Source organism: Pseudomonas sp. 7P_10.2_Bac1, from assembly GCF_025465935.1.
Taxonomy (GTDB): Bacteria; Pseudomonadota; Gammaproteobacteria; order Pseudomonadales; family Pseudomonadaceae; genus Aquipseudomonas.
Genome location: NZ_JANLNV010000075.1, coordinates 18033 through 36482, shown reverse-complemented (window position 1 = coordinate 36482; position 18450 = coordinate 18033). Strand labels below are relative to the sequence as shown.

Here is an 18450-nt window from a genome sequence, read left to right as displayed (position 1 = left end):
GGTTGCGAGCAAAACATCGCCCTCTGCACGCTTGGCTTGCTCACTCCGATATCATGCCCGCAGGTTTTATCCGCGAGATCCTTATGCGCCGCCTGCTCTTGATGTTTTGCTTGCTCTTTACCCTACCGGCCATGGCCACGGGCCTGCTGGACGCCCGCCCCAGCGCAACCCTGGGGGCGATCAACAACAGTGCCGACTTTTTGCCGGTGCGCGAAGCCTTCAAGCTGAACCTGATCGACAGCACCCCCGAGACGATCAAACTGCGTTTCGTCCCAACCGAAGGGTATTACCTGTATCGGCATCGCTTTGCGTTCAAGGCCGAACCAGCGGATATCGCGCTGGGTACGCCGCAACTGCCGGCGGGTGAGCAAAAACACGATGAGTACTTTGGCGACGTAGAGGTCTATCACGGCATTCTGGACGTCGACATCCCGCGCCCGGCCAACGATCAACGCCCGTTTACCCTGGTGGTCAGCTATCAAGGCTGCGCCGACAAAGGGCTGTGCTACCCGCCTGAAACCGAGCGTTTTAACATCGACGGCATATCGGGGGCTGTCGCGGCCGCGAGTCCGAACACACCAGAAACACCGTGGAACTGGCGCGACCTGGCGCTGTTCTTTCTCGCCGGGCTGGGCCTGACCTTTACCCCTTGCGTACTGCCGATGCTGCCGATTCTGTCGGGCGTGGTGTTACGCGGCCAGGTCGGCGGCCTGCGCGGCTTTAGCCTGTCGCTGGCCTATGTGTTGCCGATGGCCGCATGCTTTGCGCTGTTGGGCGCGTTGATGGGGATGTTCGGCGCACAACTGAATTTGCAGGCCCGCCTGCAATCGGTCTGGGTGCTGGTGCCCTTTGCGCTGTTCTTCGCCATTTTTGCCCTGGCAATGTTTGGCGTCTTCGAACTCAAATTGCCGCAGGCCATCAGCAACCGCCTGGACCGTGTCGCCCATCGCACCCAGGGCGGTTCGTTGTGGGGCGCTGCGGTGTTGGGCGTAGTCTCCAGCCTGTTGGTATCGCCGTGTGTTTCGGCCCCGCTCGCCGGGGCATTGCTGTACATCAGCGCCAGCGGCGACGCGTTGGGCGGCGGCTTGAAGCTGTTCGCCCTCGGCCTGGGCATGGGGGCACCGCTATTGCTGGTAGCCACCGGCGGCGCGGCCTGGCTGCCGAAAAGCGGCCCGTGGCTGGTCACGGTGAAAAACGCCATCGGCGTGCTCTTGCTAGGGCTGGCGATCGGCTTGCTTAGCCGGGTCCTGCCGGGTCAGGTGACGTTGCTGCTGATCGGTGCACTGGCGGCGGGGGTCAGCCTGTTTCTCGGCACTCTGGAGTTTGTCTACAAAGCGCCTCGCCAACGGCTGGTGCAACTGCTGGGGCTGTTTTTGCTGGTGTATGCGCTGGCCTGCTGGTTCGGCGCATTAAGCGGCCAGAGTGATCCGTTCAACCCCATCGGCCGGTTACCGGCGACGCAGCCGACCGTCACGGGTGCCACTCAACCCTCAGCGCAATGGCAAACCGTCAGCACTGCGGCGCAACTCAACAGCGCCCTGGCCCAGGCCAAGGCCGCTGGCCAGCCGCTGTTGCTGGACTGGTACGCCGACTGGTGCATCAGTTGCAAAGTGCTTGAGCACGAGGTGCTGAACAACCCGCAAGTGCTGGACCGGCTCAAGGATTATCGGCTGGTACGCTTCGACATGACGGCCAGCAACGCCGAGCAACGCGCCCTGCTCGATCACTACCATTTGTTCGGCCCTCCGGCGCTGATGTTCTTCGACAAAAATGGCCTGGAAAAAAGTGACCAACGGGTCATTGGAGAGATCAACGCAGCGGACTTCGCCGAACGTGTCGCGAACGCGAATGACCAGATCTAGAGCCTTGGTCACAAACTTTTCGCGAACATCGGTCATCGTGTTGGCTTTTGCACACAACTGGACACTGATTCAGCTTTTCGGCATAGTCGCCCGGCACTGATGACTGCACACACATTACAAGGAACAGCAGATGGCGACTTTTCTGGTTCTGCACGGCCCCAACCTGAACCTGCTAGGCACCCGTGAACCGGGGGTTTACGGCGCGACTACCCTGGCGCAAATCAATCAGGATCTGGAACAACGGGCCCGCGAAGCCGGTCACCATTTGCTCTACCTGCAAAGTAATGCCGAGTATGAATTGATTGATCGAATCCATGCGGCCCGCGATGAAGGCGTGGATTTTATTCTGATCAATCCGGCGGCTTTTACCCACACCAGCGTGGCATTACGTGACGCGCTGCTGGCGGTGAGCATCCCATTCATCGAAGTGCATTTGTCCAACGTGCACAAACGCGAACCTTTCCGCCATCACTCCTACTTCTCCGACGTTGCGGTAGGTGTGATCTGCGGCCTTGGCGCCAGCGGTTATCGACTGGCCTTGGAGGCCGCCCTGGAACAGCTTGAACTGCAAGCTAAACGCCCCTGACCAACCCATTGGGAGTTGACGATTCATGGATATCCGTAAAGTTAAGAAACTGATCGAATTGCTGGAAGAGTCCGGCATCGACGAGCTGGAAATCAAAGAAGGCGAAGAGTCGGTACGCATCAGCCGCCACAGCAAGACCCCTGCTCAACAGTTCTACGCTCAAGCACCTGTCCAGCAAGCGCCTGCCGCGGCTCCAGTGGCTGTTGCACCGGTTGCCACCGTGACTGAAGCACCTGCTGCTGCAAAACTGAACGGCTTTGTGGTCAAGTCGCCAATGGTTGGCACCTTCTACCGCACCCCGGCTCCGACCTCGCCTGCCTTCGTTGAAGTGGGCCAGAGCGTTAAAGTCGGCGATACCATTTGCATCGTTGAAGCGATGAAAATGATGAACCACATCACCGCTGAAAAAGCCGGTGTCATTGAATCCATCCTGGTAGAAAACGGTCAGCCGGTTGAGTTCGACCAACCGCTGTTCACCATCGTTTGAACCACGGGGAGCCAACGATGTTGAAGCCTCAGAAGCTGGAAAAAGTCCTGATCGCCAACCGTGGCGAGATCGCCTTGCGCATCCTGCGGGCGTGCAAGGAACTGGGCATCAAGACCGTCGCGGTGTACTCCACTGCCGACAAGGAACTGATGCACCTGGGCCTGGCAGACGAAACCGTCTGCATTGGTCCAGCACCAGCCAACCTGTCTTATCTGCACATCCCGGCGATCATCGCGGCAGCCGAAGTGACTGGCGCCACGGCGATTCACCCGGGCTACGGCTTCTTGGCTGAAAACGCCGATTTCGCCGAACAAGTCGAGAAATCCGGTTTTGCCTTCATCGGCCCGAAAGCTGACACCATTCGCCTGATGGGCGACAAGGTATCGGCCAAGCACGCCATGATCGCAGCGGGCGTACCGACTGTTCCAGGTTCTGACGGCCCGCTGCCGGAAGACCCTGAAACCGCACTGCGTATTGGCCGTGAAGTCGGCTACCCGGTGATCATCAAGGCCGCTGGCGGCGGTGGTGGTCGTGGCATGCGCGTTGTGCACCGCGAAGAAGACCTGGTCGAAGCGGCCAAGCAGACCCGCGAAGAAGCCGGCGCCTGGTTCAGCAACCCGATGGTCTACCTGGAAAAATACCTGACCAACCCACGTCACGTGGAAGTTCAGGTTATTTCCGACGGCCAGGGTAACGCGATTCACTTGGGCGACCGCGATTGCTCGCTGCAACGTCGTCACCAGAAGGTTCTGGAAGAAGCGCCAGCACCGGGTATCGACGAAAAGGCTCGCCAGGAAGTTCTGGCACGCTGCGTTCAAGCGTGCGTCGACATCAACTACCGTGGTGCGGGTACTTTCGAGTTCCTGTACGAAAATGGTCGCTTCTACTTCATCGAGATGAACACTCGTGTGCAAGTGGAGCACCCGGTGTCCGAAATGGTCACTGGCATCGACATCGTTAAAGAGATGTTGAGCATCGCGGCAGGCAACAAGTTGTCCTTCACCCAGGCTGACGTGAACATTCACGGTCACTCGCTGGAATGCCGGATCAACGCTGAAGACCCGGCGACCTTCATGCCGAGCCCAGGCCTGGTCAAGCACTTCCACGCACCGGGCGGCAACGGCGTTCGTGTGGATTCGCACCTGTACAGCGGCTACAAGGTTCCGGCCAACTACGACTCGCTGATCGGCAAGCTGATCACCTGGGGCGCGACCCGTGATGAAGCCATGGCTCGCATGCGTAACGCGCTGGACGAAATCGTGGTCGACGGGATCAAAACCAACATCCCGCTGCACCGTGACCTGGTGAATGACGAAGGCTTCTGCGAAGGCGGCGTCAACATTCACTACCTGGAACACAAACTGGCTAACAAGTAAGTTTGTTTTCTGTACAACAAAGCCGCTTTCGAGCGGCTTTGTTGTGTCTGGGGTGCCAGTTTTTTGGGTACCTACTAAATTGATTCAGGCCGGGTAATAACCCCACCATGGAAACCACGCAGGGAAATTAACGCCATTAACATCAGGCGCACGATGAAAGATATTCGGAAGAACCCAATAAAAAGGGCCATCTTTTAGACGCAGTACTAGCTGCCCGTGAAGACTCAACGTAAATGCAGCCTCCACCTGGATCAGCACCCGATCTTCGGTCCAGGTGCCCAGGTATTGAAGACCATTGAAGTCGTAATGGTCACGGATATAGAAGCCAACCTTTTCTACATGAAACAGATGACGAACGTGTTTGGTGATTGGATTTACCTCAGTAAACGCCTCACCCACTACTCCGACTTTCAGGCTTGCACTGAGCTCCATACATGTCATCCAGAACATCCCACGAGCCGCCAAAAACCGTGAAGTTCACTCATAGAATGCAATCGGGAAGAGAATGGCCAGAATGCCGCTCTAGATATGTGGGAAATATCCACAAATTGGTTAAGACCCATATCAAAAACACGTGCGAGCGGACCTAAGACGCTCTGCGCATAAAACCTTTATGCGGTACACAAACCCGGTAGGAACTATGTGAGTACTCCGCGGGCTCGTTTGTGTCTACTTAAGTGCCCGGTCTATGCAGATGCGGGTCCTTACTCACCAGTCCAGTGAGTAACTGACGCTCAGCGTTCGCCCTTGGGCATTGGCATAAGGCGCTCGGGCATTGGCTTGGGCGAAGGCATTTTGGTAGGTGCGGTTGCTCAGGTTGTAAATACCGCCTTCCAGTCGCCCCACGGGCAGTTCGACCGAGCCCAGCAGGTCGACCAGGGTGTAGCCATCGATCTCACGGCCATTGCGGTCTTTGGCCGCCGCATCGTAGCTGGCCAGGCGCATGGCCTGCAGACGCAACGTGTAGACATCTTCGGTATAGCCCACAAACACGGTGGTCTTGGCTGGCGATACACGGGTTGCCGGCAAGTCGATCCATTTACCATTTTGCCGGGTTTCACCTTTGGCCCAGGCATAGGTGCCGCCCAGTGACCATCGGTCGGTCATGCGCCAGGTCAAATTGTTTTCGATGCCGCGTACACGTTCCTTCTGATTGATCAAGCGCAAGACACGGTCGTTGACATCGTAGAACTGCGTCACATCGGAGGTGTTTTCATAAATCGTGGTGTCGGCCTGCCATTTATCCCAATGACCCCGCCAGCCTAACTCGTAGCTGTTGACCTTGATCGCCTGGGCGTTAAGGCTCTGGATATTGAAGTTGCTCTGCACGTCACGCATAAAGCGTTGCAGGTCCGGCAGTGAAAAGCCCTGACTGAAGTTGGCGAACACGTCCTGATTACCACTCAAGTGGTAAACCGCGCCGAGGTTGTAGAGCGTAGCGCCATAGTTAAGCGTATCGCCGGGCAATACCGCACGTCTGCCGGTTTGCACTATTTCGCCATAGGCGATGCTGTCGGCAACTTTGCTCTCGACCCATTCACGGCGCACGCCCCCGCGCAGTGTCCAGTCGCCTATGTCCCAGGACATCTGCCCGAAAAGAGCCTTGGTGGTGGTGTTGATGTCCGGCCCCAGCTCAAACGTCTCGCCGGTTTTGCTGTAGACCAGGCCGTTGACGGCGTACTGATCGCCACGCTGGCGTGAGCGCTCATTGTCATAGTCAGCGCCCCACACCAGGTTGCCGGTCGCACTGCCGATAGATGGCAGTGCGCTGTCGATGGCCGCGCGCAAGCCATATACATCCTGCACGCTGTTGTTGTTCGAAATCCCGGCCTTGCCGCGCGACAGATCAGGAAAGAACAGCGCGTCGGAACGCCGCCAATAGCTTTCTATCTGCAAACCCTGACCATAAAAATCAGCATCTTGATAGTTGAGGTTGGCCGCCTGGGTGTGGGTGTAAGGCTGATCATCAAGTTCCAGGCCTTTAAGTGCGACAGCGTGCTGCCTGTTGCCCGGGTCCTTGGTGTACGCAGTGTCTTGCTGGTCTTTATAGTCCTGCAAAGACAGGTTTATTTTTTATCGGCATCCAGCGCATAACCGAAACGCCCCTGGAGGTTATAGGTTTCGGTGTCCATATTGCTGCCCTGGGAAGTGTCTTGCGGGATGCGCTTGCCATTACCATCGAACTGATCGTTACGCTGCACACCACCGGCCGAGACATACCAGTCCAGTGCATCCTTGCGCCCGGTGGCACTTTGAATAAGCTCGTAGGCGAAGCCCTTGGCATTGAGGTTATTGCCTGTGGTCATCCCCAGACGACTAGTGAAGGCGATGTCCTGCCCTGATTGCGCTTGGTAATGATGTTGATAATGCCGCCCGAAGCACCAGCGCCGTACACACTGCTAGCCCCCGACACCACCTCGATGCGCTCGATGCTGGAAGGTGAAATGCTGTTGAGTTGGCGAAAGTTGTCCCGCGTGGCGTTTTGCGAAACGCCGTCAATGAGCACCAATACATTGCGTCCGCGCAGGGTCTGCCCGAAGTTGCTCATCCCCCCGGACGACGGCGCAATACCGGGCACCAACTGGCCAAGAATATCGGATACACGGCGCCCCGCCCCGCTCTGCTCGCGTATTTGTTGCTCGTCAATGACTTGTACCGAGCCCGGGATCGACGCAATGGTTGCTTCGGTACGAGTGGCCGAAACCACCGTGGGCTGCATGTTCAGCGTACCGGGTGAGGTATCGTCTTCGGCCCATGCCGTGAGGCTAACGGAACTGAATGCCGCCATCAGCAAAGGAAGTGTGCTTCGAGTCATGGCCTGACCTCTGGTTAGTTATTGTGGTTAGCAGTCGGTAAAGCGTGAGATGACGTTGAAGCCCCGCGGACCCTGCAACACAAGGGATTTGTCTGACGCCCCACGGTATCGACATGACTGTCGAGCAGGCGCATCAGCAATGTCGGTTTTGTGAGTGGGGTGCCATGGGCGACCCTCTGTTCGAGCAGCGCGGTCGCGTGTGAATGTGCCGATCCGTCTTTTAGCCATGCCAGCAGATTCCAGCCTTCATCTACAGACTGCGCTTTCAACTCCAGAGGCGTGAGTTGAAAGCAGTTATTGCTGTAGCGTCGCGGCCGAAATCATCAAGGGTGGGTTCCTTCATAGAGCGATGGATCTCCTTATCCAGATAGAAAGCGAGGCGAGACTACGCCGCTCTCAAATCATCAGCAAATGACAATCATTACGATTTGAAACGCATTTTGAAGCGTCCTACAGATTTAGTTACCTTTGGATTTTGCCGAGGGACGATCACCGACATTCCCTTCGTCTGCCTGCGATCTGCCGTACTTATTTGCATACCACCCAGGCGCTCGCTCGCGTAAACTGGCGCGTTTCTCGCAGCCCTCCCGGTTGTACATTTCTCTTTTTCAAAGGTGCCCGCCATGCCTTGGCTGCAAGTACGCCTCGCCATCAGCCCGGAACAAGCCGAAACCTACGAAGACGCGTTCCTCGAAGTCGGTGCCGTTTCGGTCACGTTTATGGATGCCGAGGATCAACCGATCTTCGAACCTGAGCTCAACACCACCCCACTGTGGTCGCACACCCATTTGCTGGCTCTGTTCGAAGGCGGCACTGAAGCCGAACTGGTGCTGTCCCACTTGGAATTGCTGACCGGCTCACCATTGCCAGAGCACCACGCCGAGGTCATCGAAGACCAGGACTGGGAACGCAGCTGGATGGATAACTTCGAGCCAATGCGCTTTGGTCAGCGCCTGTGGATCGTCCCCAGCTGGCACGCGGCCCCGGAGCCTGACGCGGTGAACCTGCTGCTGGACCCGGGCCTGGCGTTTGGTACCGGCACTCACCCGACGACCGCGCTGTGCCTGGAATGGCTCGACGGCCAGGACCTCAAGGACTGCAACGTGCTGGACTTCGGCTGCGGCTCGGGCATTTTGGCCATCGCGGCACTGTTGCTGGGCGCCAAAGAGGCGGTCGGCACCGATATCGACGTGCAGGCACTGGAAGCATCACGCGACAACGCGGGCCGCAACAACATCGCGCCCGAGTTGTTCCCGCTGTATCTGCCCGAAGATTTGCCGCAGGTTCAGGCCGATGTGCTGGTCGCCAACATCCTGGCCGGCCCGCTGGTTTCTCTGGCTCCACAACTCTCGAGTCTGGTCAAACCTGGTGGCCGTCTGGCACTGTCCGGCATCCTCGCCGAACAAGGCGAAGAAGTGGCCGCTGCTTACGCTCAGGACTTTGATCTGGACCCTATCGCCAATCGCGATGGCTGGGTGCGCATCAGTGGTCGTCGGCGCTAGAATACAAGCCTGCTTAACCCGGATGGCCGCATGAGCGATAGCTTCGTAACACAGTGCCCGCATTGCCAAACCAGCTTCCGTGTCAGCCATTCTCAATTGAGCATGGCGCGCGGGGTAGTGCGCTGTGGCGCCTGCCTGCAAGTGTTCAATGCCGCACAGCAACTGTTGAATAAAGGCACTGAAACAGAGCAATTGCCTACAACTGTGCCGCCATTTGTTGCAGAACCAGCGGCCATTGAACCGCCCGCTCCACCCAAGGTCATCAGCCTGCCGCACTGGGATGCGGCCGAGCTGGACCTTGAGCACCTGGACCTGGACGTAGAACTGGCCAAGCTTGAAGAACGGGAGATTCAGCCCAGCAAAAGTTTTGGCCAGTCGCAAAAAGCCAAAACCAGTGCGCTGAGCGCTCGTCGCGATGCCGAAGAAAGCGAATGGTCAGGCAGCCTGTTCAGTGAATCCGCAGCAGAACGCGCCGAGACCTCAGCACTGGCGGTCAAAGTTGTCGAAGACGACATCGAACCGCCTGAAACCGGGCGCACCGAGCCTTCGCTGTCGCTGGATATCGACGAGCCCGACGATACCCCACCGCTCAGGCTGTCCAGGGATGACGAAGATGAGCCCGAGCTGCGCGGTGAGCATCTGTCTGCGATTGATGACGACGAGGACGAAACCCCAGGGCCCGCCGCTGTCCCCGTCAAGGACAAACGCAAGCGCAGCGAACCGGGCGTGCGCGAAGACGTATTGCTGGACCTGGAAGACGACCCGTTGCGTCTGGACTGGCAAAAACCCCGATCGCCGTGGGGCAAGCGGTTGCTATGGACGTTTCTGGTACTGCTCGCCGCTGTGGCACTGGCCGGGCAATACATTGCCTACCACTTCGACGAATTGGCTCGCCAGGATCAATATCGCCCGATCTTCCAGCAGATGTGCCCGGAATTTGGCTGCACTGTGCCTTCAAAGGTCGACATAGATCGCATCAAAAGCAGCAATCTGGTGGTGCGCAGCCATCCGGAATTCGCCGGGGCGCTGGTGGTGGACGCGATCCTCTACAACCGGGCCCCGTTTTCCCAGCCCTTCCCGCTACTGGAACTGCGCTTTGCCGACCTGAACGGCAAAATGATCGCCAGCCGCCGCTTCAAACCCGGCGAATACCTGAGCGGCGACTTGGCAGGCAAAGCTGAAATGCCGCCGCAAACCCCCATCCATATTGCCTTGGACATTCTGGATCCGGGCCCAAAAGCAGTGAATTACAGCTTGAGTTTTCATTCCCCGGAATGAGCGCGCTGCGCTTTGAGCGGCAAGCTAGAAACTAACTGCAGATTTTCTTCGTCTTGCAGCTTGAAGCTTGTAGCTGGTTAAAAGCTGGCTTTGCGCCTCCATTGTTCAAAAATCATCCAATTTCGTCTTTATCCGGTCATCGAGAGCGGGTATCATGCCAACCCTTTTTCGAACTCCCCAGATCCGGCCCCACAACAGGGAAGTCCTATGTCGGCGGTACGCATCGGCCCATACACATTGCAAAACGGTTTGATCCTTGCCCCTATGGCGGGTGTCACCGACCAACCCTTTCGTCAGCTTTGTCGACGGATGGGCGCGGGCCTGGTTGTGTCGGAAATGGTGACCAGCGACATGAGTCTCTGGAACAGCCGTAAATCGCGCCTGCGCATGATTCACGACGGTGATCCCGAGCCTCGCTCGGTGCAGATCGCCGGCGGTGACGCGCAAATGCTGGCAGATGCCGCCAGGGCCAATGTGGAGCTGGGCGCACAGATTATTGATATCAACATGGGTTGCCCGGCAAAAAAGGTCTGTAACAAGGCCGCCGGCTCCGCGTTACTGAAAGACGAAGCATTGGTGAACGAGATCCTGCAGGCCGTTGTGGCTGCAGTTGATGTGCCGGTCACCCTGAAGATCCGTACCGGCTGGGACCGGGACAACAAGAACGGCCTTACGGTGGCAAAAATCGCCGAACAGGCCGGGATTCAAGCGTTGGCCGTACACGGCAGAACCCGTGCGGACCTGTACACCGGCGAAGCCGAGTACGACACCATTGCCGCGATCAAGCAGGCAGTGTCGATACCGGTGTTTGCCAACGGCGACATCGATTCACCCCACAAAGCCCGGCACGTGCTGCACGCCACCGGTGCCGATGGACTGTTGATAGGCAGGGCGGCTCAAGGGCGGCCCTGGATTTTCCGCGAAGTGGACCACTTTCTGCGTACCGGCGAGTTGTTGCCAGCACCGAAAAGCCAGGAAGTGGAACGTATTCTGCTAGAACATCTGGCTGCGCTGCACACCTTCTATGGGGAGGTATTGGGGGTACGTATTGCCCGCAAGCACGTTGGTTGGTATCTCGCAACCTTGCCGGGCGCCAAGGAGTTTCGCGCCCACTTCAATCGTTTGGAAGATACGGAAGCACAATGCGCCAACGTTCAGGCGTTTTTCGCCGAACGACACAAGAGCCTGGGGACAGGGGACGAAGGATGGGTGGCCGCATGACGATGATGACCGAGACATTAGTGAGTGGAACAACGCCCGTGAGCGACAACGTCAATTTGAAACAGCACCTCAATACGCCGAGCGAAGAAGGCCAGACCCTTCGCGGGAGTGTCGAAAAGGCGCTGCACAATTATTTCGCCCATTTGGAGGGCGCTGAAGTCACGGACGTGTACAACCTGGTGCTTTCCGAAGTCGAGGCCCCTCTGCTCGAGTGCGTCATGAACTACGTCAAGGGCAACCAGACCAAAGCTTCAGAGATGCTGGGCCTCAATCGCGGCACTCTGCGCAAAAAGCTCAAACAATACGATCTGCTGTAAGCATTCAATCAAACCTGAAAGGCGTCCTGATAAAACAGGCCGCCTTTTTTGCTGACTCCTTTGCTTTTGATGGAAATCGAGATGACCGATCAGACTACCCGCCTGCCGATCCGCCGCGCTTTAATCAGCGTTTCCGATAAAACCGGAATCCTTGATTTCGCCCGTGAACTGGAAGCCCTCGGCGTCGAGATCCTGTCCACAGGCGGTACGTTCAAGCTGCTGCAAGACAACGGTGTTGCAGCCGTTGAAGTTGCCGATTACACCGGCTTCGCAGAAATGATGGACGGGCGGGTCAAGACCCTGCACCCGAAAATCCACGGCGGTATCCTCGGTCGTCGCGGCGTTGACGACGACATCATGAATGAACACGGCATCAAGCCAATCGACCTGGTCGCCGTTAACCTCTACCCGTTCGAAGCCACCATCAACAAGCCAGGCTGCGACCTGCCGACCGCGATCGAAAACATCGATATCGGCGGTCCGACCATGGTTCGCTCCGCGGCCAAGAACCACAAAGACGTGGCCATCGTTGTCAATGCCAGCGATTACGCCAACGTCCTGGAAAACCTCAAGGCCGGCGGCCTGACCTACGCACAGCGTTTCGACCTGATGCTCAAGGCGTTTGAACACACCGCCGCCTACGACGGCATGATCGCCAACTACATGGGCACTGTGAACCAGGCAGCTGAAACCCTCAGCACTGAAGGCCGCAGCCAGTTCCCGCGCACCTTCAACAGCCAGTTCATCAAGGCCCAGGAAATGCGCTACGGCGAGAACCCGCACCAGAGCGCGGCGTTCTACGTTGAAGCCAAGCCGGCTGAAGTCGGTATCGCCACCGCGACCCAACTGCAGGGCAAAGAGCTGTCGTTCAACAACGTGGCCGACACCGACGCCGCGCTGGAGTGCGTGAAGAGCTTCGTCAAACCGGCCTGCGTGATCGTCAAGCACGCCAACCCGTGTGGCGTGGCCGTCAGCCCGGACGACGAAGGCGGCATTCGCCAAGCCTACGAACTGGCTTACGCCACCGACACCGAGTCCGCGTTCGGCGGCATCATCGCTTTCAACCGTGAGCTGGACGCTGAAACAGCCAAGGCCATCGTTGATCGTCAGTTCGTTGAAGTGATCATCGCCCCATCGGTCAGCGAAGAAGCCCGCGCCATCGTGGCCGCCAAAGCCAACGTGCGCCTACTGGCTTGCGGCCAGTGGAACGCCGACCGCGCCCCGGCCTGGGACTTCAAACGTGTGAACGGCGGTCTGCTGGTACAAAGCCGCGACATCGAAATGATCGGCAGCGAAGACCTCAAGGTCGTGACCAAGCGCGCCCCCACCGAGCAAGAGATCCACGACCTGATCTTCGCCTGGAAAGTGGCCAAGTACGTGAAGTCCAACGCCATTGTCTACGCCAAGGGCCGTCAGACCATCGGTGTAGGCGCAGGCCAGATGAGCCGCGTAAACTCGGCCCGCATTGCCGCCATCAAGGCTGAGCACGCTGGCTTGCAGGTTCAGGGTGCCGTGATGGCATCGGACGCGTTCTTCCCGTTCCGTGACGGTATCGACAACGCTGCCAAGGCCGGTATCACTGCCGTGATCCAGCCAGGCGGCTCGATGCGTGACAACGAAGTGATCGCCGCCGCCGACGAAGCGGGCATTGCCATGGTGTTCACCGGTATGCGCCATTTCCGTCACTAACCAGACGACGGTCGTACTGAACCCGGCATCTGCTGCGTTGGAGCCGACCTCGATGATGCTCATTGCCAAGAAGCAACTCCGCGCATCGAGGTCGGCTCCGTCTTGTACATACCGGCTTCATTACAACCTCCTGAAGCGCTAAACGCTTTAGGTTCTAAACAGAATTCAGCGTCATCCGAGGTTTTTGAAATGAATGTTTTGATCATTGGCAGCGGTGGCCGTGAACACGCACTGGCCTGGAAAGTCGCTCAGGACCCGCGTGTCGCTAAAGTATTCGTTGCCCCAGGCAACGCTGGCACCGCGATTGAAGCCAAGTGCGAAAACGTTGCTATCGACGTGCTGGCCCTTGAGCAATTGGCTGACTTTGCCGAGAAGAATGTTTCCCTGACTATCGTGGGTCCGGAAGTCCCGCTGGTTGCCGGCGTGGTTGATCTGTTCCGTTCCCGTGGTCTGGACTGCTTCGGCCCAACCGCTGGCGCCGCTCAGTTGGAAGGCTCGAAAGCGTTCACCAAGGATTTCCTGGCACGCCACAAGATCCCAACCGCCGATTACCAGAACTTCACCGAGATCGAGCCAGCACTGGCTTACCTGCAAAAAGTCGGCGCGCCGATCGTGATCAAGGCCGACGGCCTGGCCGCCGGTAAAGGCGTGATCGTCGCCATGACCCTGGCTGAAGCCGAAGACGCCGTGCGCGATATGCTCGCCGGCAATGCGTTTGGCGAAGCCGGTTCGCGCGTAGTGATCGAAGAGTTCCTGGACGGCGAAGAAGCCAGCTTTATTGTGATGGTCGACGGCAAGAACGTATTGCCTATGGCCACCAGCCAGGACCACAAACGTGTAGGCGACGGTGATACCGGTCCGAACACTGGTGGCATGGGCGCTTATTCTCCTGCTCCGGTGGTCACCGCTGAGGTTCACCAGCGCGTGATGGACCAGGTGATCTGGCCGACCGTGCGTGGCATGGCTGAAGAAGGCAACGTCTACACCGGTTTCCTGTACGCAGGCCTGATGATCGACAAAGCCGGCAATCCGAAAGTGATCGAGTTCAACTGCCGCTTCGGCGACCCGGAAACCCAACCGGTGATGCTGCGTCTGCAATCGAGTCTGGTACTGCTGGTTGAAGCCGCACTGGCTCAAGCGCTGGACAAGGTTGAAGCGCAATGGGATCCACGTCCCAGTTTGGGCATTGTCCTGGCAGCAGGCGGCTATCCAGCAGACTACACTAAGGGCGCTGTTATCCACGGACTGGACGCTGCAGCAAAACTGGAAGGCAAAGTGTTCCACGCGGGCACCGCGCTCAATGCAACAGGCGAAGTGGTCACCTCTGGTGGTCGCGTGCTGTGCGCAACGGCAATGGGCGACACGGTTGAGGCGGCGCAAAAGCAAGCCTACAGCCTGGCCAAAGCTATCGAATGGGACGGCTGTTTCTACCGGCATGACATTGGCTACCGAGCCATTGCACGCGAACGCGGTGAGACTCAAAAATAGCTCTATCCATATGGATAGACAGGGATGCAATACCCTTGCCTAACTATTCCAGCGCCGCGCATAGTTACCGCCTTGCAACAATCTACGAAGGGACTTCACCGTGCGCTGGCTTAGGATCGCCATAGGAATTACCGTCAGCCTGCTGACAACCCTGCTCTGCCTGATGCCGGCGCATGCCGCATCAGGTGGAAACTGGTCTATGCTCTCCGACCCTCAAGGCGACCTGCAACTGAGCGACATTCGCTCAGGTCGACTGAACAGCCAATTCACCTCCATCGAACTGGAAAACATGGTCGCTGCCGAGCCCGGCGAAGCCCTGTGGCTGAAGTTTCGATTGCAACCCGACAAGCATGAACAAGTCCTGCGGGTATTCGCCCCGGACCTCTCACGCCTGGATTTATACGTTCTCGACGATCACCAACTGATCAACGAAGTAACCACCGGCAACACCCTGCCACAAAGCGAAAAACCACTGCCGAGCAGTGATTACCTGCTGCCGCTGCCCCAGAGCGATGCGCCTCTGGATGTTTACCTGCGCATGGTGTCTGAACACCAATTGCGCCCGCACATCACCCTCAGTACCGCCGTGGTGCTCGCCGCTGACCAAAGCACTCCCCTGCTCTACGGGTTACTGCTGGGTGGCATTGCCATGCTGGTTCTGCACAACCTGATCCGCTTTGCCTTCTCGCGCATGATCAGCAGCCTGTGGCTCGCGCTGTGCGAGACCTTGCTGCTGACCAGCTCGGCACTGTTCCTGAATCTGTTCAGCCCCTGGTTCCCGCAATGGCACGGCCTGCAAACGCCCGGTGCGTACCTGGCGCTGATTCTCACCGCACCTTGCGGGCTGATGTTCACCTACAGCTTCTTCTCCAGCCGTGGGTCACACCCGTTACACAAACTGTTGCTGATCGACATCCTGATCATTGGCCTGTGCGGCCTGATGCTCCTGTTCTTCGAGAGCCTGCCGCTGAACCTGACGACCTACCTGCTGGTCGCGCTGACCAGCCTGAGCATTCTGCTGGTATCCAGTTATCACTTGCAGCAGGGCTACCGACCTGCCCGTCTGTTTGTGGCCGCGATGGTCATTTTCAACATCGGCACCCTGCTGATTCTGCCCGCTCTGCTGGGGCTGACCCTGATCGCCCCTCAAGAGCTGGTGCTGGCCCTGATGGCGGTGGTGTGTGTCAGCGGTTTGATGATGGGCATTGCCTTGAGCGAGCGCACACGAGATATCACCGAAGACCAGCTCAGCATCAGTTGCGATCTGGCCGCCAGCAATGCCGAGGTCAATGCCAAGGCAGAATTCCTGTCCAAGATCAGTCACGAAATCCGCACGCCGATGAACGGTGTCCTGGGCATGACCGAGCTGCTGCTCGGGACGCCGCTGTCAGTCAAACAACGTGATTACGTGCAGACCATCCACAGTGCCGGTAACGAGCTGTTGACGCTGATTAACGAAATCCTCGACATCTCCAAACTGGAGTCGGGGCAGATCGAACTGGATGATGTGCAGTTCGACCTCAATGCACTGATCGACGACTGCCTGAGCATCTTCCGCACCAAGGCCGAACAGCAAAACGTCGAGCTCATCAGTTTTATCCAGCCGCAGGTGCCGCGGGTAATCAGCGGCGACCCGACGCGGTTGCGACAAACCTTGTTGAGCCTGCTTGAAAGCGCCCTGAAAAAAACCGACGAGGGCGAGATCCTGATCGTAGTCGCGCTGGAGGAGCGCAGCGACTCACCGCGCTTGCGCATCACGGTGCAAGACACCGGCCAGCCGATGGATGAACAAGAGCGTGAGGCGCTACTGCACGCCGAACTGCACAGCAAGAATTTCCTCGCTGCCACCCGCCTGGGCGGCCACCTGGGGTTGGTGATCGCACGTCAGCTGATCACCCTCATGGGCGGCGAATTCGGCATCAAGACAGGTCAAACCAAAGGCACCAGCTTCTGGCTGACCCTACCGATGGACCCGCAACTGCTCGAGCACCCGACCTCCGACCTGGACAGCCCGCTTAAAGGCGCCCGGGTGCTGGTGGTGGATGACAACGACACCTGCCGCAAAGTGCTGGTGCAGCAGTGTTCTGCATGGGGCCTGAATGTCAGTGCCGCCGCCTCGGGCAAAGAGGCGCTGGCCTTGCTGCGCACCAAGGCGCACCTGCGCGACTACTTCGACATCGTCCTGCTGGACCAGAACATGCCGGGCATGACTGGCATGCAACTGGCGGCCAAGATCAAAGAAGACCCAAGCCTCAATCACGACATTCTGTTGGTGATGCTCACCGGTATCAGCAATGCGCCGAGCAAGATCATTGCGCGCAACTGCGGCATCAAGCGCATCTTGGCCAAGCCGGTGGCGGGCTATACCCTCAAAACCACCCTGGCCGACGAGCTGACCCAGCGCAACAATGGCCTTGGCGTCACGCCGCCGCTGGGCAGCGGCCCGTCAGCACCGCTGAGTGTGCCCAGCAACTTCCGTATTCTGGTGGCCGAAGACAACAATATTTCGACCAAGGTCATTCGTGGCATGTTGAGCAAACTCGACTTGCACCCCGATACCGCCTCCAACGGAGAAGAAGCGCTGCGCGCCATGAAAGCGCAACGTTATGACCTGGTACTCATGGATTGCGAAATGCCGGTGCTGGACGGTTTTTCAGCGACCGAGCAGTTGCGAGCCTGGGAAGTCAGTCACCAGCGTGTGAGAACCCCGGTCGTTGCCCTGACCGCGCACATCCTCTCGGAACATAAAGAGCGCGCCCGCCAAGCTGGCATGGATGGCCACATGGCCAAGCCTGTCGAACTGTCGCAATTGCGCGAGCTGGTCGAGTTCTGGGTGGCGCAACGTGAACTTCGCCAATCCCAGGCGCAGACCTCGTAGGGTATCAGGCAAGCAGGCTTCAACTTTCAAGACCAAATGATCTCGAGGCAAGCTCGCTTGCAGCCTGTAGCGTTGTAGTCGCTGACGACGCAGCGGGCTGCGATACGGGCTGCAGGACCGCCTTCTGGCCCCTGCGCCTGTGTCTTTCTAGGCTGTTATGCAGCGTTGAATACAGGCCCGGAATGCTCATTTACGATCCGTACACTCCGTTTCCTCGCCTGTTTTCGCCTTGTCTGACCTTCGCTTGAAAACATTTCGTACACACCCTGACGCCGACCGACAGACCGCAAAACCCCTGATAGACTTTCGGCGACCTTATCTGAAATGAGCTCAGACCATGCTGCATGTTTTGTTCAGCGCGTACTTGAAGATGCTGGTGCTCTACAGCCCGTTCTTTGTACTGTCGTGTTTTATCAGCCTGACACGCGGCTACTCGAACAAAGAGCGTGGCCGCCTGGCGTGGAAAGTAGCGCTGGCAACGGTGATTTCCAGTGTCTTGCTCTACCTCTTTGGACGGGTGATTTTCAGTGTCTTTGGCATCACGGTAGATGCCTTTCGCATTGGCGCCGGCAGCGTGCTGTTCATCTCCGCGCTGGGCATGGCCCAAGGCAAGTCTGCTGTACAAAGTGACAACGTTCAGCAGGACGTGACCATTGTGCCGCTGACCATTCCAATCACCGTGGGTCCCGGCACCATTGGTGCGTTGCTGGTGATGGGCGTCAGCCAGCCCCACTGGGACGACAAGCTGATGGCCATTACCAGTATTGTCATGGCCAGCCTGACCGTCGGGCTGGTGCTGTACCTGTCCAACAGGATCGAACGCATTGTGGGCGAGCAAGGCCTGCAGATTATCAGCCGCTTGATGGGGCTATTCGTGTGCGCACTGGCGGCGCAAATCATCTTTACCGGGATAAAAGGCTATCTGGTGTCTTGAGCGGTCAATCCCTGCCC

At 58.1% G+C, this 18450-nt stretch carries 12 protein-coding genes and 2 pseudogenes; 12 read left to right on the top strand and 2 right to left on the bottom strand.

The genetic code is table 11. The features are described from left to right. The first annotated feature begins 83 nt into the window (after positions 1-83). The 4 genes from NTD86_RS15440 (at position 84) to accC (ending at position 4311) form a co-directional block, all read left to right on the top strand. Positions 84-1862: a protein-disulfide reductase DsbD gene (locus tag NTD86_RS15440; protein ID WP_262203445.1), complete on the top strand. Its 1779-nt coding sequence runs from the start codon at positions 84-86 to the stop codon at positions 1860-1862. A gap of 130 nt (positions 1863-1992) precedes the next feature. Beyond that, positions 1993-2448 (top strand): type II 3-dehydroquinate dehydratase, encoded by a 456-nt coding sequence (aroQ, locus tag NTD86_RS15435; RefSeq protein ID WP_019408789.1) that lies wholly within the window; start codon positions 1993-1995, stop codon positions 2446-2448. Between the two features lie 25 nt (positions 2449-2473). After that, positions 2474-2935: an acetyl-CoA carboxylase biotin carboxyl carrier protein gene (gene accB / locus NTD86_RS15430; RefSeq protein WP_262203444.1), complete on the top strand. Its 462-nt coding sequence runs from the start codon at positions 2474-2476 to the stop codon at positions 2933-2935. 17 nt (positions 2936-2952) lie between these two features. Beyond that, on the top strand, positions 2953-4311 hold the full coding sequence (gene accC, locus NTD86_RS15425; protein ID WP_262203443.1) for an acetyl-CoA carboxylase biotin carboxylase subunit: 1359 nt from the start codon (positions 2953-2955) through the stop codon (positions 4309-4311). A gap of 84 nt (positions 4312-4395) precedes the next feature. Here the strand turns inward: accC and NTD86_RS15420 are convergent. Together NTD86_RS15420 and NTD86_RS15415 are read right to left on the bottom strand one after the other, a co-directional pair. Continuing rightward, positions 4396-4792 (bottom strand): annotated as a pseudogene (locus NTD86_RS15420) (DUF6402 family protein); the annotation flags it as partial. A gap of 227 nt (positions 4793-5019) precedes the next feature. Then, a pseudogene (locus tag NTD86_RS15415) lies at positions 5020-7126 on the bottom strand (TonB-dependent receptor). A 623-nt stretch (positions 7127-7749) separates the two neighbouring features. On the opposite strand from NTD86_RS15415, the gene prmA reads away from it, so the two are divergent. From prmA to NTD86_RS15375, 8 genes are all read left to right on the top strand, one after another. Then, the gene (gene prmA / locus NTD86_RS15410) at positions 7750-8628 is read left to right on the top strand and encodes a 50S ribosomal protein L11 methyltransferase (protein WP_262203442.1); all 879 of its coding nucleotides are present in this window, start codon (positions 7750-7752) and stop codon (positions 8626-8628) included. 30 nt (positions 8629-8658) lie between these two features. Next, entirely contained in the window at positions 8659-9906 is a 1248-nt protein-coding gene (locus NTD86_RS15405; RefSeq protein ID WP_262203441.1) for a DUF3426 domain-containing protein, read from the top strand. A gap of 207 nt (positions 9907-10113) precedes the next feature. Beyond that, positions 10114-11127, top strand: a complete 1014-nt coding sequence (dusB, locus tag NTD86_RS15400) for a tRNA dihydrouridine synthase DusB (RefSeq protein WP_262203439.1) — start codon at positions 10114-10116, stop codon at positions 11125-11127. Then, positions 11124-11444, top strand: coding sequence for a DNA-binding transcriptional regulator Fis (gene fis / locus NTD86_RS15395; RefSeq protein ID WP_019408796.1), 321 nt, complete (start codon positions 11124-11126; stop codon positions 11442-11444). The genes dusB and fis overlap by 4 nt, the downstream gene beginning before the upstream one ends. Before the next feature lie 81 nt (positions 11445-11525). Continuing rightward, positions 11526-13133: a bifunctional phosphoribosylaminoimidazolecarboxamide formyltransferase/IMP cyclohydrolase gene (gene purH, locus NTD86_RS15390; protein WP_262203438.1), complete on the top strand. Its 1608-nt coding sequence runs from the start codon at positions 11526-11528 to the stop codon at positions 13131-13133. Positions 13134-13322: 189 nt separating this feature from the next. After that, on the top strand, positions 13323-14621 hold the full coding sequence (purD, locus tag NTD86_RS15385; RefSeq protein ID WP_262203437.1) for a phosphoribosylamine--glycine ligase: 1299 nt from the start codon (positions 13323-13325) through the stop codon (positions 14619-14621). A gap of 100 nt (positions 14622-14721) precedes the next feature. Beyond that, positions 14722-17499 (top strand): hybrid sensor histidine kinase/response regulator, encoded by a 2778-nt coding sequence (locus tag NTD86_RS15380; RefSeq protein ID WP_262203436.1) that lies wholly within the window; start codon positions 14722-14724, stop codon positions 17497-17499. A 337-nt stretch (positions 17500-17836) separates the two neighbouring features. Then, positions 17837-18433 carry a MarC family protein gene (locus NTD86_RS15375; RefSeq protein ID WP_262203435.1) on the top strand — a complete coding sequence of 199 codons (597 nt, stop codon included), beginning with the start codon at positions 17837-17839 and terminating at the stop codon, positions 18431-18433. Positions 18434-18450 lie beyond the last annotated feature (17 nt).